Annotated in this window: 24 protein-coding genes, 2 pseudogenes and 1 riboswitch; of the genes and pseudogenes, 19 read left to right on the forward strand and 7 right to left on the reverse strand. The window is 71.6% G+C overall.

Annotated elements, in window-relative coordinates:
- Positions 1-32: 32 nt before the first annotated feature.
- Positions 33-1,097: an anthranilate phosphoribosyltransferase gene (trpD, locus tag ABZ396_RS36565; protein WP_358921109.1), complete on the forward strand. Its 1,065-nt coding sequence runs from the start codon at positions 33-35 to the stop codon at positions 1,095-1,097.
- 100 nt (positions 1,098-1,197) lie between these two features.
- Positions 1,198-1,314, forward strand: a riboswitch (SAM riboswitch).
- 126 nt (positions 1,315-1,440) lie between these two features.
- Entirely contained in the window at positions 1,441-2,802 is a 1,362-nt protein-coding gene (locus ABZ396_RS36570) for an aminotransferase class V-fold PLP-dependent enzyme (protein WP_358921111.1), read from the forward strand.
- Positions 2,803-3,023: 221 nt separating this feature from the next.
- Here ABZ396_RS36570 and ABZ396_RS36575 read toward each other — a convergent pair whose 3' ends face one another.
- Both ABZ396_RS36575 and ABZ396_RS36580 read right to left on the reverse strand, forming a co-directional pair.
- Positions 3,024-3,305, reverse strand: a complete 282-nt coding sequence (locus ABZ396_RS36575; protein WP_358921113.1) for an Lrp/AsnC ligand binding domain-containing protein — start codon at positions 3,303-3,305, stop codon at positions 3,024-3,026.
- Positions 3,302-3,979: a rhomboid family intramembrane serine protease gene (locus ABZ396_RS36580; RefSeq protein WP_358921199.1), complete on the reverse strand. Its 678-nt coding sequence runs from the start codon at positions 3,977-3,979 to the stop codon at positions 3,302-3,304. The genes ABZ396_RS36575 and ABZ396_RS36580 overlap by 4 nt, the downstream gene beginning before the upstream one ends.
- A 218-nt stretch (positions 3,980-4,197) precedes the next feature.
- On the opposite strand from ABZ396_RS36580, the gene ABZ396_RS36585 reads away from it, so the two are divergent.
- The 5 genes from ABZ396_RS36585 to ABZ396_RS36605 all read left to right on the forward strand — a co-directional run bounded on the left by ABZ396_RS36585 (position 4,198) and on the right by ABZ396_RS36605 (position 9,574).
- Positions 4,198-4,437: a hypothetical protein gene (locus ABZ396_RS36585; RefSeq protein WP_009309707.1), complete on the forward strand. Its 240-nt coding sequence runs from the start codon at positions 4,198-4,200 to the stop codon at positions 4,435-4,437.
- A gap of 40 nt (positions 4,438-4,477) precedes the next feature.
- The gene (locus ABZ396_RS36590) at positions 4,478-5,821 is read left to right on the forward strand and encodes an NYN domain-containing protein (RefSeq protein ID WP_358921116.1); all 1,344 of its coding nucleotides are present in this window, start codon (positions 4,478-4,480) and stop codon (positions 5,819-5,821) included.
- Positions 5,822-6,032: 211 nt separating this feature from the next.
- Positions 6,033-7,067, forward strand: coding sequence for an NlpC/P60 family protein (locus ABZ396_RS36595; protein ID WP_358921117.1), 1,035 nt, complete (start codon positions 6,033-6,035; stop codon positions 7,065-7,067).
- A 263-nt stretch (positions 7,068-7,330) separates the two neighbouring features.
- Positions 7,331-8,347, forward strand: coding sequence for an NlpC/P60 family protein (locus ABZ396_RS36600; protein ID WP_358921119.1), 1,017 nt, complete (start codon positions 7,331-7,333; stop codon positions 8,345-8,347).
- A gap of 30 nt (positions 8,348-8,377) precedes the next feature.
- Positions 8,378-9,574 carry a hypothetical protein gene (locus tag ABZ396_RS36605; protein WP_358921121.1) on the forward strand — a complete coding sequence of 399 codons (1,197 nt, stop codon included), beginning with the start codon at positions 8,378-8,380 and terminating at the stop codon, positions 9,572-9,574.
- Positions 9,575-9,621: 47 nt separating this feature from the next.
- Here the strand turns inward: ABZ396_RS36605 and ABZ396_RS36610 are convergent, their stop codons facing one another.
- Positions 9,622-10,857 carry a glycosyltransferase family 87 protein gene (locus ABZ396_RS36610; RefSeq protein ID WP_358921123.1) on the reverse strand — a complete coding sequence of 412 codons (1,236 nt, stop codon included), beginning with the start codon at positions 10,855-10,857 and terminating at the stop codon, positions 9,622-9,624.
- Positions 10,858-10,968: 111 nt separating this feature from the next.
- Here ABZ396_RS36610 and ABZ396_RS36615 point away from each other — a divergent pair, with 111 nt between their 5' ends.
- A complete protein-coding gene (locus tag ABZ396_RS36615) occupies positions 10,969-12,111 on the forward strand; it encodes a glycosyltransferase family 4 protein (protein ID WP_358921125.1) in 1,143 nt (380 codons plus the stop codon).
- Between the two features lies 1 nt (position 12,112).
- On the opposite strand, the gene ABZ396_RS36620 is transcribed toward ABZ396_RS36615, so the two are convergent.
- Complete coding sequence (locus ABZ396_RS36620) at positions 12,113-13,618, reverse strand: hypothetical protein (RefSeq protein WP_358921127.1); 1,506 nt, start codon at positions 13,616-13,618, stop codon at positions 12,113-12,115.
- Positions 13,619-13,964: 346 nt separating this feature from the next.
- Here ABZ396_RS36620 and ABZ396_RS36625 point away from each other — a divergent pair.
- Positions 13,965-14,266, forward strand: a pseudogene (locus tag ABZ396_RS36625) (GMC oxidoreductase); the annotation flags it as partial.
- A 12-nt stretch (positions 14,267-14,278) separates the two neighbouring features.
- Here ABZ396_RS36625 and ABZ396_RS36630 read toward each other — a convergent pair.
- Positions 14,279-16,075: an AMP-dependent synthetase/ligase gene (locus ABZ396_RS36630; protein WP_358921129.1), complete on the reverse strand. Its 1,797-nt coding sequence runs from the start codon at positions 16,073-16,075 to the stop codon at positions 14,279-14,281.
- Between the two features lie 358 nt (positions 16,076-16,433).
- On the opposite strand from ABZ396_RS36630, the gene ABZ396_RS36635 reads away from it, so the two are divergent.
- From ABZ396_RS36635 to ABZ396_RS36660, 6 genes are all read left to right on the forward strand, one after another.
- Positions 16,434-17,189 (forward strand): metallophosphoesterase, encoded by a 756-nt coding sequence (locus tag ABZ396_RS36635; protein WP_358921201.1) that lies wholly within the window; start codon positions 16,434-16,436, stop codon positions 17,187-17,189.
- A 153-nt stretch (positions 17,190-17,342) separates the two neighbouring features.
- On the forward strand, positions 17,343-17,783 hold the full coding sequence (locus tag ABZ396_RS36640; protein WP_358921130.1) for an SRPBCC family protein: 441 nt from the start codon (positions 17,343-17,345) through the stop codon (positions 17,781-17,783).
- 113 nt (positions 17,784-17,896) lie between these two features.
- A complete protein-coding gene (locus ABZ396_RS36645) occupies positions 17,897-19,051 on the forward strand; it encodes an ArsA-related P-loop ATPase (protein WP_358921132.1) in 1,155 nt (384 codons plus the stop codon).
- A 63-nt stretch (positions 19,052-19,114) separates the two neighbouring features.
- Positions 19,115-19,576, forward strand: a complete 462-nt coding sequence (locus ABZ396_RS36650; protein ID WP_358921134.1) for a DUF5304 domain-containing protein — start codon at positions 19,115-19,117, stop codon at positions 19,574-19,576.
- A gap of 55 nt (positions 19,577-19,631) precedes the next feature.
- Positions 19,632-20,585, forward strand: a complete 954-nt coding sequence (locus ABZ396_RS36655) for an ROK family glucokinase (RefSeq protein WP_358921136.1) — start codon at positions 19,632-19,634, stop codon at positions 20,583-20,585.
- A 153-nt stretch (positions 20,586-20,738) separates the two neighbouring features.
- The gene (locus tag ABZ396_RS36660; RefSeq protein WP_358921138.1) at positions 20,739-21,485 is read left to right on the forward strand and encodes an endonuclease/exonuclease/phosphatase family protein; all 747 of its coding nucleotides are present in this window, start codon (positions 20,739-20,741) and stop codon (positions 21,483-21,485) included.
- A gap of 9 nt (positions 21,486-21,494) precedes the next feature.
- Here ABZ396_RS36660 and ABZ396_RS36665 read toward each other — a convergent pair.
- Together ABZ396_RS36665 and ABZ396_RS36670 are read right to left on the reverse strand one after the other, a co-directional pair.
- Positions 21,495-22,059: pseudogene (locus ABZ396_RS36665) on the reverse strand (hypothetical protein).
- On the reverse strand, positions 22,052-22,831 hold the full coding sequence (locus tag ABZ396_RS36670) for an alpha/beta fold hydrolase (RefSeq protein ID WP_358921141.1): 780 nt from the start codon (positions 22,829-22,831) through the stop codon (positions 22,052-22,054). Before ABZ396_RS36670 ends, ABZ396_RS36665 begins: the two are co-directional and overlap by 8 nt.
- 167 nt (positions 22,832-22,998) lie before the next feature.
- Here ABZ396_RS36670 and ABZ396_RS36675 point away from each other — a divergent pair, with 167 nt between their 5' ends.
- The 4 genes from ABZ396_RS36675 to ABZ396_RS36690 all read left to right on the forward strand — a co-directional run bounded on the left by ABZ396_RS36675 (position 22,999) and on the right by ABZ396_RS36690 (position 26,810).
- Positions 22,999-23,733, forward strand: a complete 735-nt coding sequence (locus ABZ396_RS36675; RefSeq protein ID WP_358921143.1) for a lysophospholipid acyltransferase family protein — start codon at positions 22,999-23,001, stop codon at positions 23,731-23,733.
- Between the two features lie 27 nt (positions 23,734-23,760).
- Positions 23,761-24,975, forward strand: coding sequence for a DUF5931 domain-containing protein (locus ABZ396_RS36680; protein WP_358921145.1), 1,215 nt, complete (start codon positions 23,761-23,763; stop codon positions 24,973-24,975).
- On the forward strand, positions 24,972-25,646 hold the full coding sequence (locus ABZ396_RS36685; RefSeq protein WP_358921147.1) for a response regulator transcription factor: 675 nt from the start codon (positions 24,972-24,974) through the stop codon (positions 25,644-25,646). The genes ABZ396_RS36680 and ABZ396_RS36685 overlap by 4 nt, the downstream gene beginning before the upstream one ends.
- Positions 25,647-25,781: 135 nt before the next feature.
- The gene (locus ABZ396_RS36690) at positions 25,782-26,810 is read left to right on the forward strand and encodes a 6-phosphofructokinase (protein ID WP_358921149.1); all 1,029 of its coding nucleotides are present in this window, start codon (positions 25,782-25,784) and stop codon (positions 26,808-26,810) included.
- The last annotated feature ends 89 nt before the right edge of the window (positions 26,811-26,899 follow it).

A 26,899-nucleotide genomic window follows, 5' to 3' on the forward strand; every position in this document is an offset into this window, starting at 1 on the left:
TTGCGCCCGGTACGACGATCAGGAGCGGCCTTATGAGCGCTGTGACCCCCGCTGGAGGCGACACCGCGGCGGGCCGTTCCTGGCCCGAGGTGATGAACGCGCTGCTGTACGGGCAGGACCAGAGCGCGGACGCGACGGCCTGGGCGATGGACCAGATCATGCGCGGCCAGGCGACCGACGCCCAGATCGCCGGCTTCGTCGTCGCCCTGCGGGCGAAGGGCGAGACGGTCCAGGAGATCAACGGTCTCGTCCGCACGATGTACGAGCACGCCAACGTCATCGAGGTACCGGGCCGCACGGTCGACATCGTCGGCACCGGCGGTGACGGCGCCAAGACGGTGAACATCTCCACGATGTCGGCGCTGGTGGTGGCCGGCACCGGGGCGAAGGTCGTCAAGCACGGCAACCGGGCCGCGTCCTCCGCGTCCGGTGCCTCTGACGTGCTGGAGAAGCTCGGCGTCAACCTCGACCTGACCCCGCAGCGGGTCGCCGAGGTCGCCGAGGAGGCCGGCATCACCTTCTGCTTCGCCGTCAAGTTCCACCCGGCGCTGCGTCATGCGGGCGCGGCGCGCGGACAGCTGGGCATCCGCACGGTGTTCAACATCCTCGGCCCGCTGACCAACCCCGCGCAGGTCCGGGCCCAGGCGGTCGGTGTCGCGGACCCGCGCATGGCACCGGTGGTCGCGGGCGTGTTCGCGGAACGCGGCAACTCCTCCCTGGTCTTCCGCGGCGACGACGGCCTCGACGAACTGACCACCACCTCCACGTCCCACGTCTGGGTCGTCCGCGACGGCAAGGTCACGGAGGAGACGTTCGACCCGAGAAACGTCGGCATCGAACTGGTCCCGGTGGAGGCGCTGCGCGGCGGTGACCCGTCGTACAACGCGGAGGTCGCGCGCCGGCTCCTGGACGGTGAGAAGGGCCCGGTCCGCGACGCGGTCCTGCTGAACTCGGCGGCGGCGCTGGTGGCTTTGGACCCGGGCCCGGGAACGCTGGCCGAGCAGATCCGCGCCGGCATGGACCAGGCGGCGGAGTCGATCGACTCGGGCGCGGCCAAGCGGGTGCTGGAGCGCTGGGCGGCGGCGACGAACAAGTAGGGGCAGAGCGAAAAGAGAACGTGGCGCCGGCGCCGGCATTCGTCCCGTCATCCGGACTGAAGTTGCGCGTCGGCGATCACTTCATCTACGTTTCTTGCCAGGTCATGAGTGACAGTCATGAGGCCCCGGCCGACTGTCCGGCAACCCTCCGTCCGTGGCGGGGTGCCCCGGGTGAAGACCAGGCCGTAGGCAGCGAGGTCCACGGCAAGCGCGGATCCCTCGGACACCAGGGATCCTGGTCATCGAGGGAGTCTCCCGTGAGCAAGCGAATGCGCTAGGGCGTCGAGCCCCGCCTCCGCACACCCACTTTCACTTTCTTCTTTCCTCTCACGGGAGTTCCGCCATGTCCGTCTCCACCGCTGCCCCCGTCCAGTCGGTTTGTGCCCCGCTGCCCGTTCTGGGCCGGGATGTCACCGTCCCGCTCGTCACCGGCGGCGAGGTCACCTACGCCGCCCTCGACTACGCGGCCAGCGCCCCCGCGCTGCAGCGGGTCTGGGACGACGTGGCGGCGTACGCGCCCTACTACGGCAGCGTCCACCGCGGCGCCGGCTACCTCTCCCAGCTCTCCACGGACCTCTTCGAGAACGCCCGCGGGACGGTCGCCGAGTTCCTCGACTGCCGCCCCGACGACCAGCTGGTCTTCACCCGCTCGACCACGGACTCCCTGAACCTGCTGGCCCGGGCGCTGCCCGCCGACTGCCAGGTCTTCGTCTTCGAGACCGAGCACCACGCCTCCCTGCTGCCCTGGCAGGACACGAGGGTCACCTACCTCAACGCCCCGCGCAGCCCGCGGCAGGCCGTCGAGACCCTGGAGCGCGCCCTCGCCGAGCGCGACCCGTACGGCCCGGCCCTGGTCTGCGTCACCGGCGCCTCGAACGTCACCGGCGAGCTGTGGCCGGTGCGGGAGCTGGCCGCGGCGGCCCACGCGCACGGCGCCCGGATGGTCCTGGACGCGGCCCAGTTGGCCCCGCACCACCCGGTGAGCGTCCGCGACCTGGACGTCGACTGGATCGCCTTCTCCGGCCACAAGCTGTACGCCCCCTTCGGCTCCGGCGTCCTCGCCGGCCGCGCCGACTGGCTCCTGGCGGCCGAGCCGTACCTCGCGGGCGGCGGCGCCAGCCGCAAGGTCACCCGGCGCGAGGACGGGGGAGTGGCCGTGGAGTGGCACGAGAGCGCCGCGCGCCACGAGGCCGGGTCGCCCAACGTGATCGGCGCCTACTCGATCGCCTCCGCCTGCAAGGCGCTGACCGAGGCGGGCTTCGACACCCTGGTCGCCCGCGAGCAGTACCTGATCGAGAAGGTGCGGTCGGCTCTGGCCGAGGTCCCTCAGGTGCGGATCCTCTCCCTCTTCGGCGACGACGCCCCGCGGGTCGGCGTGATCTCGTTCGTCGTCGAGGGCTGGAACAGCTCACACTTCGCCGCGGCCCTCTCCGCCGAGTACGGCATCGGCGTCCGTGACGGCCTCTTCTGTGCCCACCCCCTGGTCAGGACCCTGCTCGGCTCGGATCCGCAGACCCAGGGCGAGTGCGGGGCACCCGAGGCGGCGCCGGGCGAGAAGTCCCTGAACGCGATCCGGGTGAGCTTCGGAGCCGGGACCCCGGAGGAGCACGTGGAGCGGTTCGTCAACGCGGTGAAGGAACTGGTCGCCGACGGCGCCAGGTGGACGTACCGCACCGAGGAAGGCCGCTGCGTCCCGGCGGTGTGATTCGGACCGACCTCAGGGGCAACGTCCTGGGGGCGCGGGGCTGTATCAATTTGCGGCTACCGCCGCGTCGGCCCCCACCGGCCCGCAGCCGGGCACGAAGCGTCGTGGTCCACCGCGGGTCCGTCCTGGCTGGTCGCGCCCACGCGGCGGAGCCGCACATCGAATACAGCCCCGCGCCCCCGGCAGGGCGCTCCACCACAGGGCGCTTCGAGAAGAGGTCCCTAGCTGTCCAGGCCGATCGCGAACGCCGCCTCCAGGTCGTGCTGCGAGTAGGTGCGGAACGCGACGTGCGTGTCCGTGGCCTCCACGCCCGGGATCTTGCTGATGGAACCGGGGATGACCTCCGCCAGGTCGTCGTGCTGCTTCACCCGGACCATGGCGATCAGGTCGTACGTACCGGTGACGGAGAAGACCTCGCTGACGCTGTCCAGCGCGGCGATCCGTTCCGCGATCTCGGGGATCCGGTCCACGCTGGTCTTGATGAGGACGATCGCGGTGATCACGGCTGGTTCTCTCCCTCGGGTGCCGGAGCTGGGGCGGACTTCACTTTAGTCCTACGGCCGTACCGCACCCACGCGTAGCCGAGGCCGAGGCCGAAGCCGACCAGGTGGGCGAGATAGGCCACGCCGGGGCCGGAGGGGGCCTGGTCCAGGGCCAGCCACTGCAGGGCCGCCCAGAAGGGGAGGACCACCCAGGCCGGGAAGCGGAGGGGAAGGAAGAAGAGGAAGGGGAGAAGACTGGTCACGCGGGCGCTGGGGAACAGGTACAGGAACGCTCCGAGGACCGCCGAGATCGCCCCGGACGCCCCCACCAGCGACTGCTGGGACGTGGCGTTGGCGGCCGCGTAGCCGAGCAGTGCGAGATAGCCGCAGCCGACGTAGAAGAGTGTGAACTCGACGCGGCCCATCCGCTCCTCGGTCATCGCCCCGAAGACGAAGAGGAAGAGCATGTTGCCGAGCAGGTGCACCCAGCTGCCGTGGATGAACAGCGCCGTGGCCGGGGTGAGCGCCTCCCGCGCCGGGCCGTCGAACACGTCGGCGGGGACCACCCCCCAGCGCCGGAAGTACGCGCGCTGCGCGGCCACCAGGGCGTCCCCCGTGCCGTAGGACGGGGTGAGGCCGGACGCCGGGCCGAGTACGAAGATCAGGCAGCACACGGCGATCAGGGTGTACGTCATGGGCGCCGAGGTGCCCCTCAGGCTCCGCGGGGTCCGGGTGGCCGTCGTCTTCCGGTTGCCGATCATGGACATAGAGCATGGCGTAACCGGATGCACCGGTACAGATCGCCTCGCCGCCGTGAACGGGGCGGCGTCGAGTACTCGCCAGGCCTTAGGGTAACGAGCCACACGCGTCGGGACGGCGCGTCACGGACACTAGAAGGAAGCGAACAGTCACGATGACGGTTCCCCTGCCGACCGCCACGACGCGGTGGCGCTGCACCCTCTGCGGCAACCTCACGCGCTTCGACGTGACCCGCTCGTCGAAGGTCGTGGAGTACGTGCACCTCGACCTGGCCGGTGAGCCCAAGGTCGAGGAGCGCGAGGTGGTCAGTGAGACCATCGAGTCGGTGCGCTGCCGCTGGTGCAACGCGGTGGACCAGGTGGAACTCGTGGACAGGCCGGGCGCCGACTCCTGAGACCGGGAGGCGGCCCCGCACAGGTGATGGGGTGTGACGGATGGTGGAGACCACAGGCGGGGGGCCGGGCGACGGCACCGCTGAGGTGCTTGACCGTCCGCTGCCCGACGGTGTGCGACGGCGGGTCGTACAGATCGTGTCGGACGGCTTCGGCGGGCTGACGGTCGCCGAACTGCCCGCCCAACTGCGACAGTACGCCCGGTTCGCCCCGAATCGTCGGGCCAAGTTCGCCGGGAACGCCATGGCGGCCGCGCTGGAGACGGACACCCTTTTCCGGCAGCGGATCGGGGAGAAACTGAGAGAGGCTCAGCCGGAACTCGCCGGCGCCCTCGACTCCGGTTCCCCGCCGCCGGCCGCGGACCCGCTCGATGTGGCGGCCGCTGCCTATGTGCTGCGCCCCGCGGGCTGGGTGAAGCTCGTGACGGCGGCCGGCGAGGAGGCCCAGCGGGCCGACGCCGAGCGCGCCGACGAGGAGAGCCGGGCTGAGCTGGAGCGGCTGCGCGAGGAGCTCGACCGGGCCCGGGAGCAGACCCGCTCCGAGGCGGAGCGGCTGCGCGCCGATCTGGACACGGCGAAGAGGGAGGCGGAATCGCTTCACCGCAAGCTGCGCGCCGCCCTCAGTGACGTCAAGCGCGGTGAGGCCGCCCTGCGCAGGATGCAGGGCGAGCTGGAGGCCGTGCGCTCCGAGGGGCAGGCCCAGGTGTCCGCCGCCGAGAGCGAGGGCCGGCGGCTCAAGGCCCGGCTCGGCGAGGTCGAGGCCGCCCTGGAGGCCAGCCGCCGGGCCGCCCGCGAGGGGCGCAGCGTCGAGGACATGAGGGTACGGCTGCTGCTCGACACCGTTCTCGACGCGACCCAGGGCCTGCGCCGCGAACTGGCGCTGCCGCCGGTGTCGGTGCGGCCCGCCGAGACCGTGGATGCGGTCGAACCGGGACGAATGACCCCGAAGGACATCGCGGCCCGAGCGCTCTCCGAGAACGATCCGGCCATTCTCAATCAGCTACTCGCCCTGCCCCAGGCACACTTGGTCGTCGACGGCTACAACGTGACCAAGACCGGTTATCCGCAGATGCCGCTGGAGAAGCAGCGGCTGCGGCTGCTCGGCCAGCTCTCCCAGCTCGCCGCGCAGACCGGGGCCGAGGTCACCTGTGTCTTCGACGGCGCCGAACTGGCCGCGCCGGTACTGCTGGCGCCGCCGCGCGGGGTCAGGGTCCTCTTCTCCAAGCCCGGTGTCACCGCGGACGAACTGATCCGCCAGCTGGTGCGCGCCGAGCCGCCGGGCCGCCCGGTGATCGTCGCCTCGACCGACCGCGAGGTCGCCGACGGGGTCGCGAAGGCGGGTGCCCGTCCGGTGGCTTCTGCGATGCTTCTGAAGCGACTGTCCTGAACGTTCAACGCACATACGTAATGCCCGAATTGACCGAACCGTCACGCAACGTAGCGTCAGTCGAGCGTCACGGCACGTGAGTTATGTGCAAAGAGTGCGTTGCGTGACCAGATTTTTGGCTGTTGGGATTTGAACTGATCACAGTAGGGTCACTAGGGTCTGGCCTCGAACCTCCACACGGGTGATCACTCAAAAGAAGGAGCCCGTCTCCGTGGCGTCCCATCGTCGACCCAAGCAGCCGAGCCGTGCGCGCGTGACCGTACTGACCACCGCGGCCGCCGCTGCCGTAGTCCTCAGCGCCAATGCCGCCAATGCGGCGCCCAGTGGGAAGCTGAGCAAGGATGAGGTCAAGGCCAAGGTCGACAAGCTCTACCAGGAGGCGGAGCAGGCCACCGAGAGGCTGGACGGGGCCAAGGAGAAGCAGCAGAAGCTGCAGAAGGAAATCTCCACGATCCAGGACAATGTGGCCCGCGGTCAGGAGGATCTCAACAAGCTGCGGGACAGCCTCGGTTCGCTGGCCACCGCGCAGTACCGCTCCGGCGGCATAGACCCGTCGGTCCAGCTCTTCCTCTCGTCCAACCCGGACGACTACCTCGACAAGGCCTCCACGCTCGACCAGCTGAGCAGCCAGCAGGTCGAGGCCCTGAAGAAGATTCAGGACAAACAGCGCGAACTCGCCCAGGAGCGGGCGCAGGCGACGGCCAAGCTCAAGGACCTCTCCGCCACCCGCACCGAGCTGGCCAGGCAGAAGAGCGCCGTCCAGTCCAAGCTCGCCGACGCGCAGAAGCTCCTCAACACCCTGACGGCCAAGGAGAAGGCCGCCCTGGACGCCGAGCAGGCCCAGGCCGCCAGCCGTGCCTCCTCCCGCGTGAACCTCGGCAACACCGGCTCCGCCTCCGGCCGGGCCGCCGCCGCCTTCTCCGCCGCCCAGTCCGTGATGGGCTCGCCGTACGTCTACGGCGCCTCCGGCCCGTCCTCCTTCGACTGCTCGGGCCTGACCTCCTGGGCCTACGCCCAGGCCGGCGTCACCATCCCGCGCACCTCCGAGGCGCAGGCCAACGCCGGCACCCGCATCTACAGCCAGAGCGGCCTCAAGGTCGGCGACCTGGTCATCTTCTACGGCGACTATCACCACGTCGGCCTCTACGCGGGCAACGGCCAGGTGCTGCACGCCCCGCACACCGGTGCCGTGGTGCGCTATGAGTCGATCGGCAACATGACGTTCGAGTTCGGCGTCCGGATCTGACCCCACCGGGTTACGGCGACACTCGTGCGGCCCAAGATCAACCGGACGGGGCGCCCGAACGGGCGAATCACGACAACCGAAGATGACTCCACGCCCCGCCGGTGACCTGCGTCAGCGGCGGGGCGTCACGTTATGTGCCCGGCGAGGTCTTTGGCCGGGGTGTGCTCGCACGGCTACTGTCTGGCGCGTTTCCTCCGGCGCCCGGGCATCCCCGTCCCCGGCGCCGGAGGAAGCGGTACCTGTCCGCCAGCAGAAGGACCGCCGTGGGGTTTCATCGCCGTCTCGCACCGTCCGGGTTCAACCGGGGCGCCGGTGCCGCCCTCTGTGTGCTGTCGGCCGCGGCAGCCGCGGCCGGTGCCGTACCCGCGAGCGCGGCCCCGCAGGGGGACACCCGCGCCGAGGTGGACCGGCTGTACCAGCAGGCCGAGGAGGCGACCGAGGCCTACAACAAGGCCGACGAGCGGGCCGGCGCGCTGCGCCGCGAGGTGAGCGACTCCCAGGACCGCATCGCCCGGCAGCAGCAGCGCATCAACACCATGCAGGAGGCACTCGGTTCGCTCGCCGGTGCCCAGTACCGCTCCGGCGGCATGGACCCCACCGTCGCCCTGCTGTTCTCCGAGGACCCCGAGGACTATCTCGACCGGGCGTCCCTCCTCGACCGCATCGACGTCCGCCAGGCCCGGCAGCTCAAGGGACTCAAGGCGGCGATGCGCGAACTCGCCCAGGAACGCGCCGAGGCCGCCGGCCGGCTCGCCGAGCTGGACCGCAGCCGCGAGGCGGTCGCCTCCCACAAGGCCACCGTGGAGAACAAGCTCGCCACGGCCCGGCGACTGATCAACGCGATGCCCGCCGCCGACCGCGCCGCCTTCGAGCACGCCTCCCGGGGCGACGCCCGCGCCGACCTGCCCGACCTCTACGGTGTCACCGCCCCGAACGGCCGCGCCGCCGCCGCGGTGGCCGCCGCCCGCGCCGCCCTCGGCAAGCCGTACGTGTGGGGCGCCAGCGGCCCCTCCGGCTTCGACTGCTCGGGCCTGATGCAGTGGTCGTACGCACACGCCGGCGTCCACCTCCCACGCACCTCGCAGGAGCAGCGCTACGCCGGCCACCAGGTCCCGCTCTCCCAGGCACAACCCGGTGACCTGGTCGTCTACCGCTCAGACGCCAGCCATGTGGCGATGTACGTCGGCCACGGCCAGGTCATCCACGCCCCCTACCCGGGCGCCCCGGTCCGCTACGACCCGGTCGGGATGATGCCCGTCTCCTCGGTCACCCGGCCCTGACTATCGGGTTTCGACCCGTACGATCGGAAAGTGGCTGGTGGCAGGCGGGCGTGGCGCTCAGGGGCGGTGGGGTTGTGTCTGCTGCTCCTGCCGCTGACGGGATGCGGCGGTGGACAGGCCGCGACCGGGTCGGCGATGGCGGAGGTGCAGCAGGTCCTGGACCGGCGCGCGACCGCCGTCCTCGGCCATGACGAGGGGGCGTACGCCGAGACCGGTACCCGGAACTCGTACGCGAACCTGCGGGCCGTACCCCTCGCGGCCTGGAGCTACCGGCTGACCGCACTGCACCCGGACGGCGCCGAGGCCACCGCCGACGCCCAGCTCCGCTACCGCATCCAGGGGTACGACAGGGCCCCGGTCACCACCGACCGCACCCTGACCCTCAGCCGCACCGCCGACGGCCACTGGTACGTCGCCGCCGACAAGCCTGCCGAGAAGGCCGGGCAGCAGCTCTGGGACCAGGGCGCGGTGACGGCCGTCAGGGGCGCGCACAGCCTGGTTCTCGGCGTCGGCCAGCCCACGGCCACACTGCGGGACTACGCCGACCTCGCGGACACCGCCGTCCCCGAGGTCTCGAAGGCCTGGGGCCCGGACTGGACCCGACGAGTGGTCCTGCTCGTACCCGGCTCGCTGAACGGCATGGCCGGCCTGCTGGGCGCCCCCGCCTCCAACTACCGGGGCATCGCCGCCGTCACCACCGGTGAGGTGGGCGGCGCCGGCCAGGCCCCGGCGGACCGGGTCATCCTCAACCCGGAGGCCTACACCGACCTCGGCTCGGTCGGCAAGCAGGTCGTCCTCACCCACGAGACGACCCACGTGGCCACCCGCACCCACACGACGGCGGCCACCCCTCTGTGGCTGTCGGAGGGGTACGCCGACTGGATCGGCTATCTCGACACCGGCCGTACGCCCCCCGAGGCCGCGCCGGAACTGGCCCGCGCCGTGCAGGCCGGGGACACCCCCGAAAACCTTCCGGTGGACAAGGACTTCGGCTTCACCGACGACCCCACCAAGCTGGCCGAGGCCTACGAGGGCGGCTGGCTGGCCTGCCGGATGATCGCCGGCCACTGGGGCGAGGAGAGGCTCGGCGCCTTCTACCGGGCCGTCGGCGCCCATCAGGGCCGTACGGGCGCGGTCGAGGACGCGCTGCGCAAGGAACTCGGCACGAACCTGACGGACTTCACCGCACGCTGGCGGGACTATCTGACGGCTCAACTCGGCGACTGACCCAGCCGCTCGATCGCTTCCTTGAGCCGGGCTGCTGCTGGCCGGCCTCAGGAGGGGACCGAGGTCTCCTTCGCCCGGGCGGCGTGAAGGGGCAGGGGGGCGGCCGGGGCCTTGGCCGCCGTGGAGCGCCACAGCTGCCTTGCCGCCGTGACCGTCGCGGCGACCAGCAGGCCGTTGCGCAGGACCAGCAGGGTGATGCCGTACCAGTCGCTCACCACGACGTGCGAGAAGCCGATCGGGAACTCCAGGACCGTCATGAAGGTCGCCAGCAGGACCAGGACCACCGGCAGGGTCATCCGGCCGGCCCGGAAGCAGAGGCAGACGGCGGCCAGGCCCACCAGCCACACCATGTACTGCGGGCTGATCACCCGGCTGGTGACCGTGAACATCAGGACGGCGGTGAAGGCGGCGTCCGCGAGTGTGTGGGGCCGGAAGCGGGCCGCGCGTACGCGCCACAGCAGCAGCCAGCCGAAGGCGCACACCGTCAGCACCAGGGCCGCCGCGCTCACCGACTTCACCTGCGGGCCCAGGAACTCGATCGAGCCGTAGTTGAGCAGCACCTCGCCGTGCCATCCGTAGTGCCGGGCGATGTGCAGGACCAGCGCGCCCAGGGACTCCACCTCGGTGCCCCGGTCCCGCTGGAAGGTCAGGAAGGAGAACGCGCCGGGCATGGCCAGCGCGAACATCGCCCCGACCACGCCCACCGTGACCGCCGCCGACGCCCAGGCGCGCCGCCGTACGGCACCCACCAGCAGCAGCGCCGGCCACACCTTGACCATCGCGCCCAAGCCGGCCAGCGCGCCCATCAGCCGGGGGTGCCGGGCCCCGGCGAGCAGCGCGGCGACGGCGACCGCGGTGACCATCAGGTCGTAGCGGGAGTAGACGGTCGGCCCGAGGAGCGGCACACCGAGCACCCAGACCCAGGCGCCGCGCAGGCTGCGGCCGGGGCGCAGGCCCGTGTGGAGGAGGAGGGACAGGACCGCAAGGTCGGTCAGGAAGACCAGCACGAAGAAGGCGGTCGGGTAGTCCAGGAAGGGCAGCAGCCCGGGGGAGAGGATCGCCAGGGCGGCCGCGGGCGGGTACTGCCAGGTGACGTCGTCCAGGGGAAACGTTCCGTGCCGGAGGACCTCGTACCACCCCTGGTAGATCACCGACACGTCGGTCGTGACGTCCGCGCCCGGGAACACGAACACCCTCAGCACGAACAGCAGCAGTATCAGCCGCGTGGCACCCCAGATGACCAGCGGCAACGCCAGGGCGCGCCTCTCGCCCGTCCTGTCCACCTGAGCCCCTGTCCGTCGGCCTGCCTGGGAGTGCGCCACATGATCTCCCGTCGTCCTGTGCGGCGGCCATGAAGCGCGGCCGAACACACCGTGCGGGTAGGGTCGGCCGCGATGCACAAGACCCTCATCGTGACCAATGACTTCCCGCCCCGGCCGGGCGGCATCCAGGCCTTCCTGCACAACATGGCCCTGCGGCTGGACCCCGACCGGCTCGTCGTCTACGCGTCCACGTGGAAGCGGAGCCGGGAGGGCGTCGAGGCCACCGCCGCGTTCGACGCGGAGCAGCCCTTCACCGTCATACGCGATCGTACGACGATGCTGCTGCCCACGCCCGGGGCGACCCGGACGGCGGTCGGGCTGCTCCGGGAGCACGGGTGCACGTCCGTGTGGTTCGGGGCGGCGGCTCCGCTCGGGCTGATGGCGCCGGCGCTGCGGAACGCCGGGGCGCAGCGGCTGGTCGCCACCACCCACGGGCACGAGGCCGGCTGGGCCCAGCTGCCCGCCGCCCGGCAGCTGCTCGGGCGGATCGGGGAGGCGACCGACACGATCACCTACCTCGGCGAGTACACGCGCTCGCGGATCGCCACCGCGCTCAGCCCGGCCGCGGCCGGGCGGATGGTGCAGCTGCCGCCGGGGGTGGACGAGAAGACGTTCCATCCAGGCTCCGGGGGTGACGAGGTGCGGGCCCGGCTGGGGCTGAGTGACCGGCCGGTGGTCGTGTGCGTGTCGCGGCTGGTGCCGCGCAAGGGGCAGGACACCCTGATCCTCGCGATGCCGCTGATCCTGGCCGCCGAGCCGGACGCGGTGCTGCTGATCGTGGGCGGCGGGCCCTACGAGAGGGAGTTGCGGCGGCTGGCCCGGGAGACGGGGGTCGAGGCGTCGGTGCGGTTCACGGGAACCGTGCCCTGGTCCGAACTGCCCGCGCACTACGGCGCGGGTGATGTGTTCGCGATGCCCTGCCGGACGCGACGGGGCGGGCTGGACGTGGAGGGGCTGGGGATCGTCTACCTGGAGGCCTCGGCTACGGGGCTGCCTGTGGTGGCGGGGGACTCCGGCGGAGCGCCCGACGCCGTGCTCGACGGGGAGACCGGGTGGGTGGTGCGGGGCGGGTCGGTGGAGGAGGTCGCCGAGCGGATCGTCGTGCTGCTGGGGGACGCGGAGTTGAGGCGACGGATGGGGGAGCGGGGCCGGTTGTGGGTTGAGGAGCGGTGGCGGTGGGATCTGCTTGCGGAGCGGCTCAAGACGTTGCTGTGAGTCAGACGCAACGGTCGAGGATGTTGTGCAGCTGCTCGGCGGAGAGGGCTGGATTTGCCGCCGCGCCCTCCGCCAGGTCCGGGTCGTCCAGGTGCGGTGGAACCAGTGGGTTGGCCGCCGCCGCCCTGCGGACCCTCGGGTCGGGGTCGGTCAGCAGGGCGGTCGGCGGCTGGTCCGACGTCGGGTCGGATGCCGCCAAGGCCCGTACCTCCGGGTCCTCGTGGGTCAGCAGGTGGGCCAGGCCCGTGCGGGGGAGGTGGGGGAGTGTGAGCAGGTACGGGCGTTGGCGTGGGGCGGCGATGAAAGCTTCCAGGACCGTCGCCGGGGGAGCCAGGGGGTGGTTGAGGGCCAGGAGGTGACGGGTCTCGGTGTCGGGGTCGGCGGCCAGGCGGTGCACCAGGTCCTCGGGGAGTCCGGGGTGGGTCGCGGCCAGGCGGCGCAGCAGTGGCTCGTCCGAGGTGGCGCACTCCGTGTACCAGCCGGGGTCGGGCTCGGTGAGCATCTCGGGGAGCCGGCCGATCTCCTCGGCGGTGCGGCCGATGACCCGGTCGATGGCGGCGCGCTCTCCCCAGGTGCGGGGGAGCGGCTGGAGCAGAGCCCGGGCGCGCACCCGGGACACCGGATCCTCGGACAGCTCCGCCAGCAGGGCGGGGGTGAGGTCGGCCCTCGCGGCCACCAGTTCCCGGACCTTGGGGTCGGGGTCGCGGGCGAGGCGAGCCACGGCGTCGGCGGGGGTGTGCGGGTTGAGGGCCAGGCACTGGAGGTCCTGGCCCTCGGCGAGGCACTTCTCGGCCACGGCGTGGGAGACGGCGTAATTGACGAGCATGAGGCCGCGCCGCCAGCCGTGCTGTTCGGGCAGTGCGGCCTCCATGGCCGCCGGGTCCAGCTCCCGGCTGCTCTCGCGGGCGGCTTCGCGCACGGTGGGGTCGGGATCGGCGAGGAGGGCCTCGCGCTGCGCGGGGCTGAGCCAGAGCCAGTGGTGCGCGCCGTAGGCACGCACCACCGGGTTCTCGTGGCGGACGGCCCGGTGCCGGAAGGACGACGGGAGCTGCCCGGAGGCCACGAGTTCCTGGGCGATCTCCGCCGTCGAGGCGAGCTGACCCGGCTCGAAGTCCTCGTCCCGCGCGGTCAGCAGGGTCGCGATGACGTCGTCCGGAAGCCCCTGGCGCCGGTGCTGTCGCAGGCGGGGACCTCCGGCCACGTTGACGCGGACCTTGGCGTGGGGGTCGGTGGCCAGTCGGCCGCGGTCGGCGGGGTTCGCGTACGGGTTGCGGGCGAACATCCAGCGGACTTTCGGGTCGGGGTGTGCGATCACCGCGTCCACGATCTCCGCGGGCAGCCCGCGCTGCTCGCACAGCACTTCCCATGCCGCCTCCGCCGCCGGGTCCAGCAGGCGGAGCAGCACGTCGGACGGGGCGGTCGGGTTCGCGGCGACACCCCGCAGCCAGGCTTCCTTCATCTCGCGGTGCTCGCCCTCCGCCATCGGTTCCGGTGTCCCTTCCGTCATCGCTCCGTCACCCGTTCCGTCACTCGGGAGAAGTCTGTTTGAAAGGGCCGGGCCCAACTCTGCCGCAGCTCTAGGCGGAACCGGAAAATCCGCACATGCTGCGCGCATGACAGTAAAACTGATGCACCGTCAGCTGACAGGGTCACATCGTGGGCGTGATCGCCCTCCAGACCGCCGCCGCGGCCGGTCTCACCCGCGTCGGGCTCCAGTCGGCGCAGGCCGCCGAGGAGGCGGCCGCCGTCGACAACGCGCCCGCGACCGTGGTCGGTTCGGGCTATGGCGGCGCCGTGGCCGCGCTCCGGCTCGGGCAGGCCGGTGTGCGGACCCTCATGATCGGGATGGGGGTGCGGTCTCGGTCGCCATGGCCAAGAAGCTGTTCGACCGGACCAACTCGGCCAACGCGACGATCTACCGGTACGACCTGTTCGGGTCGGGCGGCGAGGTGTTCGCGGACGACTTCTGCTACCACCCGCTGGGCGGCTGTGTCCTGGGCAGGGCGACCGACGACTACGGCCGGGTGAAGGGGTATCCGAAGCTGTACGTCAGGACGGCTCACTCGTGCCCGGGAACATCGGCGCGAACCCGTTCGTGACCATCACCGCGCTCGCCGAGCGGACGATGGAACGGGTCCTCGCCGAGGACATGTGACCGAGTGCCGCTCTAATTCTGGTAGATGGCCTCGATCTCGTCCGCGTAGTCCTTCGCCACCACATTGCGCTTGAGCTTCAGGGACGGCGTCAGGTGGCCCGAATCCTCCGAGAACTGGGAGGGCAGAATGCGGAACTTCCGCACCGATTCCGCCTTCGACACCGCGGCGTTGCCGTCGTCGACAGCGTCCTGGATCGCCGCGACCAGATCCAGGTCGTCACGCAGCGACGCCGCGGTGGCACCCGCCGGCTTGCCGTGGTCGGCCGCCCAGCGGCCCAGGAACTCCTCGTCGATGGTGACCAGCGCGCCCACGAACGGCCGCCCGTCGCCCACCACCATGCACTCCGCGACCAGCGCGTGCGCGCGGATCCGGTCCTCGATCACGGCCGGGGCGACGTTCTTGCCGCCCGCGGTGACGATGATCTCCTTCTTGCGGCCGGTGATCCTGAGGTAGCCGTCCTCGTCCAGGGTGCCGATGTCGCCGGTGTGGAACCAGCCGTCGGCCAGCGCCTCGGCGGTCGCGGCCTCGTTGTTCCAGTAGCCCTTGAACAGGTGCTCGCCGTGCAGCAGCACCTCACCGTCGTCCGCGATGCGGATCACCGAGCCGGGCAGCGGCTGGCCGACCGTGCCGATCTTCTGCCGGTCCCAGGGGTTGAACGCGGTCGCGGCACAGGACTCGGTCAGGCCGTAGCCCTCCAGGACCGTGAAGCCGATACCGCGGAAGAAGTGACCCAGGCGCTCGCCAAGCGGGGCGCCGCCGGAGATGGCGTACTCGCCCCTGCCGCCGAGCACCGCGCGCAGCTTGCTGTAGACGAGCTTGTCGAAGGTCTTGTGTTTGATCCTCAGGCCGAGTGACGCACCCGACGGCGTGTCCAGCGCCTTGCTGTACGCGATCGCGGTGTCCGCCGCCTTGTCGAAGATCTTGCCCTTGCCGTCCGCCTGCGCCTTGGCCCGCGCCGAGTTGTAGACCTTCTCGAAGACCCGCGGGACGCCGAGGACCAACGTCGGCCGGAACGCGGCCAGTTCGTCGGTGAGGTTCTTGATGTCCGGGACGCAGCCCAGCTTGATCGGCGCCATCATCGGGGCGACCTGGACGAGCCGGCCGAAGACGTGCGCGAGCGGAAGGAAGAGGAGGACACTGCACTCGCCCGTGCGGAACAGCGGGCGCAGGCGCTCCACGATGTTGCCGCACTCGGCGAAGAAGTTGCGGTGGGTGAGGACGCACCCCTTGGGGCGGCCCGTCGTGCCCGAGGTGTAGACGATGGTCGCCGGGTCGTCCGCCTTCGCCTGCGAGCTGCGCTCCTCGACGGTCGCGTCCGTGACACCCTGGCCGAGCCGGCCCAGCTCCTCCAGGCCGCCGGCCTCGATCTGCCAGATGTGCTTGAGGGCCGGCAGCGTCTCGCGCACCGACTCGACGGCGGCCACGTGGTTGTCGAGTTCGACGACGCAGGCGGTCGCGCCGGAGTCGCTGAGGATCCACTGCACCTGCTCCGGCGAGCTGGTCTCGTACACCGGCACGGTGACCGCGCCGGCGCACCAGATCGCGAAGTCGAGGAGCGTCCACTCGTAGCGGGTACGCGACATCAGGCCGACCCGGTCGCCGGGCTGGATGCCGGAGGCGATGAGGCCCTTGGCGGCCGCGTGCACCTCGGCCAGGAAGGTGGTGGCGGTCACGTCCTGCCAGACCCCGCCGACCTTGCGGGCCATGATGGCGACGTTCGGATGCTGCGCGGCGTTTCTGCGGACGATGTCGGTCAGATTGCCGTCCGCGGGGACCTCGTACAAAGCCGGAAGGCTGAACTCGCGCAAGACTGCTGCTCCTCATAGGGCGCCGGCGCCACGACGTTGTGCGATGCGACGGTGTGGTCCAAGGCTCGGGCAGGTACTCAGGGCTTCGCCACGGGCCACGTGATCCGTTGGTTGAAATCCTGAGCACGACTGGACTGCCCGGACGTTACCCGCCGGTATGGCTTCTTCGACAGGGGGTCCCGGCGAGATGTTCGGTGCGTCACACAGGTTGGTGTTCTTTCGCGTACGGTAGTCCACGCCTTTAGTGACTGACCAGTAACCGCAGGCCCGGCCATCGCCTGTTCACGTTTGCCGCACAGGCCTACGCTTGATCACCATGGCAGCCACACCCCCCGGCACCCGAAGGACCCGCGTCCACGTGGTCAGCGATGTGCACGGCAACGCCCGCGACCTGGCCAGAGCCGGCGATGGCGCCGACGCCCTGATCTGCCTCGGCGACCTGGTCCTCTTCCTCGACTACGCCGACCACTCGCGCGGCATCTTCCCCGACCTGTTCGGCGTCGAGAACGCCGACCGCCTCGTCGAACTCCGTACCGCCCGCCGTTTCGAGGAGGCGCGGGAGCTGGGGGCCCGGCTGTGGGGCGGGATCGGCATGGACCGGGGGACCGCGATCGAGAAGGCGGTGCGCAAGCAGTACGCCGAGATGTTCGCCGCGTTCCCGGCACCGACGTACGCGACCTACGGCAATGTCGACATCCCGTCGCTCTGGCCGGAGTACGCGGGACCGGGCACCACGATCCTCGACGGGGAGCGGGCGGAGATCGGGGGCCGGGTCTTCGGATTCGTGGGCGGCGGGCTGCGGACTCCGATGCGCACGCCCTACGAGATCTCCGACGAGGAGTACGCGGCGAAGATCGAGGCGCTCGGCGAGGTCGACGTGCTGTGCACGCACATTCCGCCGGAGGTGCCGGAGCTGGTGTACGACACGGTGGCGCGCCGTTTCGAACGGGGCAGCCGGGCGCTGCTGCATGCCATCCGGCGCACCAGGCCGCGTTATTCGCTCTTCGGACATGTCCACCAGCCGCTGGTGAAGCGGATGCGGATCGGAGCCACCGAGTGCGTGAACGTCGGGCACTTCGCCGGTACCGGGCGGCCCTGGGCGCTGGAATGGTGACGACGGCCCCCGGACGGGGGTGAAGTCGGCTGGTCGGAGCGCGGTAGCCTTCACGCTGCACACGCGTGCGCACGCTCGCGCACGGCGACCCCTTGTACCGGTCTCACCGGCTTGTACCGGTCTCACCGGCCCGCATCTGGAGGAGCCACGGCGATGGCGGAACACACCAGCTCGAGCATCACGATCGAGGCGGCCCCGGGCGACGTCATGGCGGTGATCGCCGACTTTGCCCGGTACCCGGACTGGACCGGTGAGGTGAAGGAGGCGGACGTGCTGAAGACCGACGAGCGGGGCCGGGCCGAGCAGGTCCGTCTCGTCATGGACGCCGGTGCGATCAAGGACGACCAGACGCTCGGGTACACCTGGACCGGGGACAACGAGGTCTCCTGGACGCTGGTGAAGTCGCAGATGCTGCGGTCGCTGGACGGGTCCTACCTGCTGAAGCCGGTGGGGGCCGGGGCGACCGAGGTCACGTACTCGCTGACGGTGGACGTGAAGATCCCGATGCTCGGGATGATCAAGCGCAAGGCCGAGAAGGTCATCATCGACCGGGCACTGGCGGGGCTGAAGAAGCGGGTGGAGTCGGACCACTAGTCTGCCCACCCACTCACCCTGCGCCGGCTCACCCCGCGCCGGAAAGCGGCCCCCGCCCCAGCCGCGGCTCCGGGTGCCTGAAAACGGGGCGAAGTCGGTTACGGTTCACCCCCATGCGCACCATCCTGATCACCGGCCCCGGCGGCAGCGGCCGTACGACCGTCGCCGCGGCGACCGCCCTGCGCGCCGCGGGCGAGGGCACCCCGACCCTCGTGCTCAGCGCCGACCGCACGGACACCCTCGGCGCGGCCCTGGGAACGGCGACAGGACCGGAGCCCATGCACGTCACCCCCGCCCTCACCGCCTGGCGCCCCGACGCGGCCGCCCGGTTCCGTGAGGACCTCACCGCCTTCCAGACCCGCGCCGCGAACGTCCTCGACCTCCTGGGCGCCTCCCGCCTGGACGCCGAGGAGGTCACCCCCCTCCCCGGCGCCGAGGAGCTGTCCTTCCTGCGCGCCCTGCGCGACGCCGCCCTCTCCGAGCGGTACGAGCTGCTCGTCGTGGACCTCCCGGCCGCCCCGCACGCCCTCGACCTGCTCGCCCTCCCCGAGGAACTGCGCCGCTATCTGCGCCGCCTCCTCCCGCCCGAGCGGCAGGCGGCCCGCGCCCTGCGCCCCGTCCTCGGCCGGCTCGCCGGCGTCCCCATGCCCGCCGACTGGCTCTACGAGACGGCCGCCCGCTGGGACGTCGAACTCGCCGCCGTGGAGGCCGTCCTCGCCGACCGCCACACCGTCGTACGCCTGGTCGCCGAACCCGGCCCGGCCGGCGCCGACGCCGTCCGTACCGCCCGCCTCGGCCTCGCCCTGCGCGGCCTGCGCACCGAGGCCCTGGTCGCCAACCGCGTGCTGCCCGAGGCCACCCCCCTGCACGGCCTCGTCGCCCAGCAGCGCAAGGCCCTCGCCGACTGGGCAGAGACGCTCGACGTCACCGCCGTGGCCCACCTCGGGCACGACCCGCGCGGCACCGAGGATCTCGCCGCGCTCGCCGTGCCCGGCGTCAACACGGCGCCCACACCGGTCGAGTGGCCCGTCGTCGACCGCGTCGAGGAGGACGGCGTCCTCGTCTGGCACATCCCGCTGCCCGGCGCGATACGGGACGGCCTGGACCTCGTCCGGCGCGGCGACGAGGTCGTGATCACCGTCGGTGGCTTCCGCCGGATCGTCGCGCTGCCGTCGGCCCTGCGCCGCTGCACCGTCGCCGGGGCCGCGCTGCGCGACGGCGAGCTGCGGCTGCGCTTCGCGCCGGACCCGGATCTGTGGCCGCGCTGACGGTGAATCCGGCACGCCCGTTCGGGTAACGTCGTAAGGGCGAACCGTAGTCAGGAGTCGGTCATGAGCGAAGAGCGCCCCACAGCTGACGCCTCCGAGGCACCGGACGAGGTACGGGCGACGGACGCCGACGCCTGGGCCACGGCCTGTGCCGAGGACCTGGAGGCGGAGAAGGCCCGCCGCCACGCCCAGTACGGCCCGCCCCCGGGGTCGGCCGCCGAGGAACTGCGCAAACTCGTCGACGCCGTCGCCGACAAGCTCTCCGGCCTCCAGAACCCGCTTCTCGGGGCGGTCGCCGGGCCCGCCGCCCAGCAGGTGGTCCGGCAGGTCGTGCAGCAGGCGAAGAACGCCGTCGAGCCCGTCATAGAGCGCAACCCGGACGTCTTCGACCATCTGGCCGCCGCCGGCAGCGAACTCCTCGCCGCCTACCGCTCCGCGGTCCAGACCCAGGAGACCCGCTGGACCTCCGGTCGGCCCGACGGGGACGAGTCCGGTGGCCCCGGCGAACGCATCGACCTCGACTGACAGCCCCCTCGGGTACGGTTGGCCGTAGCGGGGCTCGACCGAAACTGAGGGATTCATGGGACTCACCATCGGCGTCGACATCGGCGGCACGAAGATCGCGGCCGGCGTGGTCGATGAGGAAGGCAACATCCTTTCGACCCACAAGGTGCCGACCCCGGGCACGCCCGAGGGCATCGTGGACGCCATTGCCTCCGCCGTAGAGGGTGCGCGCGTCGGACACCAGATCGTCGGCGTGGGCATCGGCGCCGCCGGCTATGTGAACCGGCAGCGCTCCACGGTCTACTTCGCGCCCAACATCGACTGGCGCCAGGAGCCGCTGAAGGAGAAGGTCCAGACCCGGGTCGGCCTCCCCGTGGTGGTGGAGAACGACGCCAACGCCGCCGCCTGGGGTGAGTACAGGTTCGGCGCCGGCAAGGGCCACCGCAACGTCATCTGCATCACGCTCGGCACCGGCCTCGGCGGCGGCATCATCATCGGCAACAAGCTGCGCCGCGGGCACTTCGGTGTGGCGGCGGAGTTCGGTCACATCCGCATGGTTCCGGACGGGCTGCTGTGCGGCTGCGGCTCGCAGGGCTGCTGGGAGCAGTACGCCTCCGGCCGCGCCCTCGTCCGCTACGCCAAGCAGCGCGCCAACGCCACCCCCGAGAACGCCGAACTCCTGCTCGGCCTCGGTGACGGCACCCCCGAGGGCATCGAGGGCAAGCACATCTCCATGGCCGCCCGCCAGGGCGACCCGGTCGCCGTCGACTCCTACCGCGAGCTCGCCCGCTGGGCCGGCGCCGGCCTCGCCGACCTGGCCTCCCTCTTCGACCCCTCCGCCTTCATCGTCGGCGGCGGCCTCTCCGACGAGGGCGAACTGGTCCTCGACCCGATCCGCAAGTCCTACAAGCGCTGGCTGGTAGGCGGCAACTGGCGCCCGGTGGCGGATGTCATCGCGGCCCAACTGGGCAACGAGGCGGGCCTGGTGGGCGCGGCGGACCTGGCCCGAGAGCCCGACCCGATCATGTAACGCCGTTCGCTCCTCAGGGAGCGGCAACCGGACTTCCCAGGGGCGCGGGGCGGTGGAAACACACGGCTCCGCCGCGTGGGCGCGACCAGCCGCAACGCACCGGCAGTCGCCCACCACCTCGCGCCCCCGGCCAGTGGGCGTAGATTGATCCACATGGCGCCGCTCCCCAAGTCCCACACAGAGCCCGACGGTTCCGCCGTCATCCGCGTCCTCAGCTACAACATCCGCTCCATGCGTGACGACACCAAGGCCCTGGCCCGTGTCATCAGGGCCTGCGCCCCCGACCTGGTCCTCATCCAGGAGGCGCCCCGGTTCTTCCGCTGGCGCAAGAAGCTCGCCCGCCTGGCCGCCGCCTCCGACCTGGTGATCCTCACCGGCGGAGCGACCGCGGCCGGCCCGGCCGTCCTGTGCGACCTCCGCGCCACCGTGGAGCGCACCGAGGACGTCCTCCTGCCCCTCACTCCCGGCCTCCACCGCCGCGGCTTCGCGACCGCCGTCGTCCGGTTCGGCGGCGCCCGCCTCGGCGTCACCAGCTTCCACCTCAGCCTCCAGCAGGACGAGCGCTACGAGCAGGGCGGCATGCTCCTCGACCGGGTCGCCGGCATGGGCGTGGAGCACGCCGTCGCCGGCGGCGACCTCAACGACCGCCCCGACGGCCGCACCTTCCGCCGCCTGGCCGACGCCCTCCAGGACTGCCGGACCACCGCACCCTGGGGCGGCGAGTTCACCTCCTGGTCCACCAACCCCCATCAGCGCATCGACGCGATCTTCGCGACCAAGGGCATCGAGGTGCTCGGCTGCGGCGTGCCGGAGGACCAGCCCGGCGTCGCCGGCGCAGATCTGAGGGCGGCCACGGACCACCTTCCGGTCCTGGCCGCCCTCAGAATCCCGGCGTCATAGCGGAGCGCCTCAGACCACGGCGCCGCGTCCCGGGTCGCCGTCCTCGTCGTCGTCCGTCTTCATCCGCGTCACCAGCGTGACGAAACCGCCGAGGAAACCGCCGATCCCCAGCGTCGCCAGCCACCAGGTCATGTCCCAGCCGAGCAGCACCGCGACCAGCAGCAGGATCGGCCCGCCCACCACGCCCAGCCAGGCGAACCTGGCGGTCGTGTCGGTGGCCGGCAGCGGCGGCGGCTCGGGCGGCACGAAGTGCCCCTCGTCGTCCTCGTCGAAGTCGTCCTCGGACGGCTCCGGCGCCGTGTAGTCACGCGGGCCGACCCCGGGCGCGAAGGAGATGGAGCTGCCCAGGGGTTGCACGGGCCGCCGTTCCTCGGGCCCCCCCCGCGTCGGCGGCGTCCTCTTCCATGGCCGGCAGCGCCAGGTCCTCCACCGGCTTGTAGGGCTTCGCGCCCGGCGGGTCCGGCGGCTCGGCGCCGTACCCCTCGACGATCGCCGCCCAGGCGGCTGCCTCGTCGAAGGGCACACCCTTCTCGTCCGGCTCGCGGTCCTCGCGGTCGGAGTCGTGCTCAGCCAACTGCGGCCGTCCCTTCCTTGCCGACACTGGGTGCGAGCCGGCCGATGAAGGCAAGGCTCTCCTCGAAGATCCGGTCCGCATCGTGGTCCAACGTCGCCACGTGGTAACTCTGTTCCAGCACTACCTCCGTTACGTCCGTGGACGACACCCGGCTCAGGATCCGGGCCGAATCGACCGCCGGAACCACATGGTCGCGGTTACTGCGCAGAAGCAGCAGCGGCTGGGTCACCCGCGGAAGTTCACCGTCCACCCGGCGGAAGAAGTTCCGCAGCGAGTGCGCGGCATGCAGCGGCACCCGGTCGTACGCCACCTCCGCGGCGCCCGGCTTGGCGATGTCGCTGGCGATGCCCCTGGTCGTGCGCACCAGATGCCGGGCCACCGGAAGGGCGTACGCCGACAGGCCGTGCACCTTGTTCGCAGGGTTGACGATCACCACGCCGTCCACACCCGTCCCGTTCTTCGCGGCCAGCCGCAGCGCCAGGGCGCCGCCCATGGACAGGCCCGCCACGAACACCTGGGCGCAGCGTTCGCGCAGCAGGCGCAGCTCGCGGTCCACCTCCGCGTACCAGTCCTGCCAGCCGGTGACCTGCATGTCCTCCCAGCGGGTGCCGTGCCCGGGCAGCAGGGGCAGGGACACGGTCAGGCCGTGTGCCGCGTGGTGCTCCGCCCAGCGGCGCAGCGACTGGGGCGAGCCGGTGAAACCGTGGCAGAGCAGGACACCGGCCTCCCCGCCGTCATGGCGGTACGGCTCGGCTCCAGGGAGAACCGGCACTTCGGCCTCCAATTCATGAGAGGGGGCAGGAACCGAGAGAGGCACGAACGACGACTTCGGATGTGCTTCACCGTACGCGACGGCACTGACACCGACCAGGGTCGCCGGACCCATTCCCGGCGCTCCGGGTTAAGGTCTGACCCACGGAAACAGGAGGCACTCGGTTGTTGTACGGCGCGATGAAGGTCGCTATCGGGGGACCGCTGAAGGTCGCCTTCAGGCCCTGGGTGGAGGGCCTGCAGCACGTCCCGGCCGTGGGCCCGGCGATCCTGGCGAGTAACCACCTCTCTTTCTCGGACTCTTTCTTCCTGCCCGCGGTGCTGGACCGCAAGGTCACCTTCATCGCGAAGGCCGAGTACTTCACCACGCCCGGCGTGAAGGGCCGCCTCACGGCTGCCTTCTTCAAGGGCGTCGGCCAGCTCCCGGTGGACCGCTCCGGTGGGCGCGGCGCCGGTGAGGCGGCCGTCAGGAGCGGCATAGAGGTGCTGGAGCGCGGCGAGTTGTTCGGCATCTACCCGGAGGGCACCCGCTCGCCCGACGGCCGCCTCTACCGGGGCAAGCCCGGTGGCCTCGCGCGCGTGGCGCTCGCGACCGGCGCCCCGGTCATCCCGGTCGCCATGATCGACACGGAGAAGATCCAGCCGCCGGGGCAGGTGATGCCCAAGCTGATGCGCCCGGGCATCCGGATCGGCAAGCCGCTGGACTTCAGCCGTTACCAGGGCATGGAGCACGACCGGTTCGTGCTGCGGGCGGTGACCGACGAGGTCATGTACCAGATCATGAAGCTCTCCGGCCAGGAGTACGTCGACATCTACGCGACCGCCGCCAAGCGGCAGATCGCGGAGGCCGCCAAGGCGGAGAAGGAGGCGGCGAAGGCCGAGAAGAAGGCCGTCGAGTCCTAGACCGGCGGCAACGGGGACTGGGGGGACATGACCAAGCGGGAACGCGTCGTACGGATGTCGGTCGAGCTGCCCCTGTGGCGTGCGCTGAGCGGCTACCGCGTACTGACCCTGCTGTACGCGATCGGCCTGTTCGCCTCCGCCTACGACGACTACGACCGCTCGGGCGTCGCCATCGCCTACTACGCCGTCCTGACCGTCTGGACCCTGGCGACGCTGCCCCGCGTCCACAACGCGGCGGCCTGTACCAAGCGTTTCCTCGCCGTCGACCTCGCGATCGCGCTCACCGGCATCGTGCTGACCCCCTGGGTGGTCACCCAGGGCCACATCGACCGCGGCGGCCCGACCCTGCCGTCGATATGGACCGCCGGCTCGGTCCTCGCCTACGCCCTCAAGGGCGGCTGGCGCTGGGCCGCGTTCGCCTCCACGCCGGTCGCCGCCGCCAACCTGATCGAGCGCGGCCACCCGGCCCGCGACACCGTCCACAACGTGATCCTGGTCTGGGTCGCCTCCATCGCCATCGGGTACGTCGTCGAGGTGGCCCGCGCCTCCGAGCGCACCCTCGCCCGCGCCCTGGAGATCGAGGCGGCGACCAGGGAACGGGAGCGGCTCGCCCGGGACATCCACGACAGCGTGCTTCAGGTGCTGGCGATGGTGCAGCGACGCGGCGCGGTCCTCGGCGGCGAGGCGGCCGAACTGGGGCGCATGGCGGGGGAGCAGGAGGTGGCCCTGCGCACCCTGGTCTCCGGCGGCCTGGTGCCGCCCTCCCGGGCCTCCGAGGACGCGGCCGAGGGCGCGGTCGTACGCCTCGTCGAGGAGCCGGACGACACCGGTCCCGTCGACCTGCGCACGCTGCTCGCGCCGTACGCCGGAGCGCGGGTGAGCCTGGCCGAGCCCGGTGCGCCGGTGGAGCTGCCTCCGGTTGCCGCTCGCGAGCTGGCCGCCGCCGTCGGTGCCGCCCTGGACAATGTGCGCAGTCACGCCGGGGCCGGTGCGCGGGCCTGGATCCTGGTCGAGGACGAGCCCGACGCGATCGTGGTGACCGTACGGGACGACGGCCCCGGCATCCCGGAGGGCCGGCTCGCCCAGGCCGAGGGCGAGGGGCGGCTCGGGGTGGCCCAGTCGATCCGGGGGCGGCTGCGCGACCTCGGCGGCAGCGCCGAGTTGTTCTCGACTGCCGGGCAGGGCACGGAAGTAGAGCTGAAGGTACCGAAGGTCTCCCTGGGGAAGGCGGAGCGGCGATGAGCATCAGGGTCATGGTGGTCGACGACCACCCCATGTGGCGCGACGCGGTCGCCCGGGACCTGACCGAGTCCGGTTTCGAGGTGGTCGCCACCGCCGGGGACGGCGAGCAGGCGGTGCGCCGCGCCAAGGCCGCCGCGCCCGACGTCCTCGTCCTGGACCTCAACCTGCCCGCCAAGCCCGGCGTCCAGGTCTGCAAGGAACTCGTCGGCCACAACCCGGCGTTGCGTGTCCTGGTCCTCTCGGCGAGCGGGGAGCACGCCGACGTCCTGGAGGCGGTGAAGTCCGGCGCGACCGGTTACCTGCTGAAGTCGGCCTCCACCGAGGAGCTGCTGGACGCGGTCCGCCGTACCGCCGTCGGCGATCCGGTGTTCACGCCCGGCCTCGCCGGTCTGGTGCTCGGCGAGTACCGCCGGCTGGCCTCCGAGCCGGCGCCGGCCGCGGACGCCGGCGGGCCCGACGCGCCCCGGCTCACCGACCGCGAGACCGAGGTGCTGCGGCTGGTCGCCAAGGGCCTGAGCTACAAGCAGATCGCCGAGCGCCTGGTCATCTCCCACCGCACGGTCCAGAACCACGTCCAGAACACCCTCGGCAAGCTCCAGCTGCACAACAGGGTGGAGCTGGTCCGATACGCGATAGAGCGCGGTCTCGACGACGGCCCGGAGGGCGACTGATCTGATCTTCGCGCCCGGAACGTAAACCAACGGCTCGACAATTCACCGGAATTGCCCTTCCGCGCCCATCCCTGTGTGACCTGGATCACCACTAGCGTGAGCCCCACCAGGCAACCGCGGCGAAGGGACATTTCCATGCGGGTCGGAGTACTGACCGGAGGCGGCGACTGCCCCGGGCTCAACGCCGTCATCCGGGGCATCGTCCGCAAGGGCGTGCAGGAGTACGGCTATGACTTCGTCGGCTTCCGGGACGGCTGGCGCGGACCCCTCGAAGGCGACACCGTCCGCCTCGGCATCCCCGCCGTGCGCGGCATCTTGCCCCGCGGCGGCACCATCCTCGGCTCCTCGCGGACGAACCCGCTGAAGCAGGAGGACGGCGTCCGCCGGATCAAGGACAACCTCGCCAAGCAGGAGGTCGAGGCGCTCATCGCGATCGGCGGCGAGGACACCCTGGGCGTGGCCGCGCGCCTCACCGACGAGTACGGCGTGCCCGTCGTCGGCGTACCGAAGACCATCGACAACGACCTGTCCGCCACCGACTACACCTTCGGCTTCGACACCGCCGTGGGCATCGCCACCGAGGCGATCGACCGGCTGCACACCACCGCCGAGTCCCATATGCGGGTCCTGGTCTGCGAGGTGATGGGCCGGCACGCCGGCTGGATCGCCCTCCACTCCGGCCTCGCCGGCGGCGCCAACGTCATCCTCATCCCGGAACAGCGCTTCGACGTCGACCAGGTGTGCGCCTGGGTCACCTCCCGCTTCAAGGCGTCGTACGCCCCGATCGTGGTCGTCGCCGAGGGCGCCATGCCGAAGGACGGCGAGATGGTCCTCAAGGACGGGTCGCTGGACTCCTTCGGGCACGTGCGGCTGTCCGGGGTCGGTGAGTGGCTCGCCAAGGAGATCGAGAAGCGCACCGGCAAGGAGGCCCGGACCACCGTGCTCGGGCACATCCAGCGCGGCGGCACACCCAGCGCATTCGACCGCTGGCTGGCCACCCGCTTCGGCCTGCACGCCATCGACGCCGTCCGCGACGGGGACTTCGGCAAGATGGTCGCGCTGCGCGGCACCGACATCGTCCGGGTGCCGATCGCGGAGGCCACGGCCAAGCTCAAGACCGTCGACCCGAAGCTGTACGAGGAGGTCGGCGTGTTCTTCGGCTGACCGCCGGATCCCGTTCCCCGCAGACCCGTTGTGCGGCCGTCCGCGCGCCCGCCCCCGGGACCCGTACGCGCGCCGGCCCCGGCGGCCCG

Origin of the sequence: Streptomyces sp. NPDC005866 (assembly GCF_040629895.1) — a bacterium.
Taxonomy (GTDB): domain Bacteria; phylum Actinomycetota; class Actinomycetes; order Streptomycetales; family Streptomycetaceae; genus Streptomyces.

Coding starts and splice junctions, on each gene's coding strand:
- trpD (WP_358921109.1), top strand. CDS start 33: ATGAGCGCTGTGACCCCCGCTGGAGGCGACACCGCGGCGGGCCGTTCC.
- ABZ396_RS36570 (WP_358921111.1), top strand. CDS start 1,441: ATGTCCGTCTCCACCGCTGCCCCCGTCCAGTCGGTTTGTGCCCCGCTG.
- ABZ396_RS36580 (WP_358921199.1), bottom strand. CDS start 3,979: ATGACGTACACCCTGATCGCCGTGTGCTGCCTGATCTTCGTACTCGGC.
- ABZ396_RS36585 (WP_009309707.1), top strand. CDS start 4,198: ATGACGGTTCCCCTGCCGACCGCCACGACGCGGTGGCGCTGCACCCTC.
- ABZ396_RS36590 (WP_358921116.1), top strand. CDS start 4,478: ATGGTGGAGACCACAGGCGGGGGGCCGGGCGACGGCACCGCTGAGGTG.
- ABZ396_RS36615 (WP_358921125.1), top strand. CDS start 10,969: ATGCACAAGACCCTCATCGTGACCAATGACTTCCCGCCCCGGCCGGGC.
- ABZ396_RS36620 (WP_358921127.1), bottom strand. CDS start 13,618: ATGACGGAAGGGACACCGGAACCGATGGCGGAGGGCGAGCACCGCGAG.
- ABZ396_RS36640 (WP_358921130.1), top strand. CDS start 17,343: ATGGCGGAACACACCAGCTCGAGCATCACGATCGAGGCGGCCCCGGGC.
- ABZ396_RS36645 (WP_358921132.1), top strand. CDS start 17,897: ATGCGCACCATCCTGATCACCGGCCCCGGCGGCAGCGGCCGTACGACC.
- ABZ396_RS36650 (WP_358921134.1), top strand. CDS start 19,115: ATGAGCGAAGAGCGCCCCACAGCTGACGCCTCCGAGGCACCGGACGAG.
- ABZ396_RS36655 (WP_358921136.1), top strand. CDS start 19,632: ATGGGACTCACCATCGGCGTCGACATCGGCGGCACGAAGATCGCGGCC.
- ABZ396_RS36660 (WP_358921138.1), top strand. CDS start 20,739: ATGGCGCCGCTCCCCAAGTCCCACACAGAGCCCGACGGTTCCGCCGTC.
- ABZ396_RS36680 (WP_358921145.1), top strand. CDS start 23,761: ATGACCAAGCGGGAACGCGTCGTACGGATGTCGGTCGAGCTGCCCCTG.
- ABZ396_RS36685 (WP_358921147.1), top strand. CDS start 24,972: ATGAGCATCAGGGTCATGGTGGTCGACGACCACCCCATGTGGCGCGAC.
- ABZ396_RS36690 (WP_358921149.1), top strand. CDS start 25,782: ATGCGGGTCGGAGTACTGACCGGAGGCGGCGACTGCCCCGGGCTCAAC.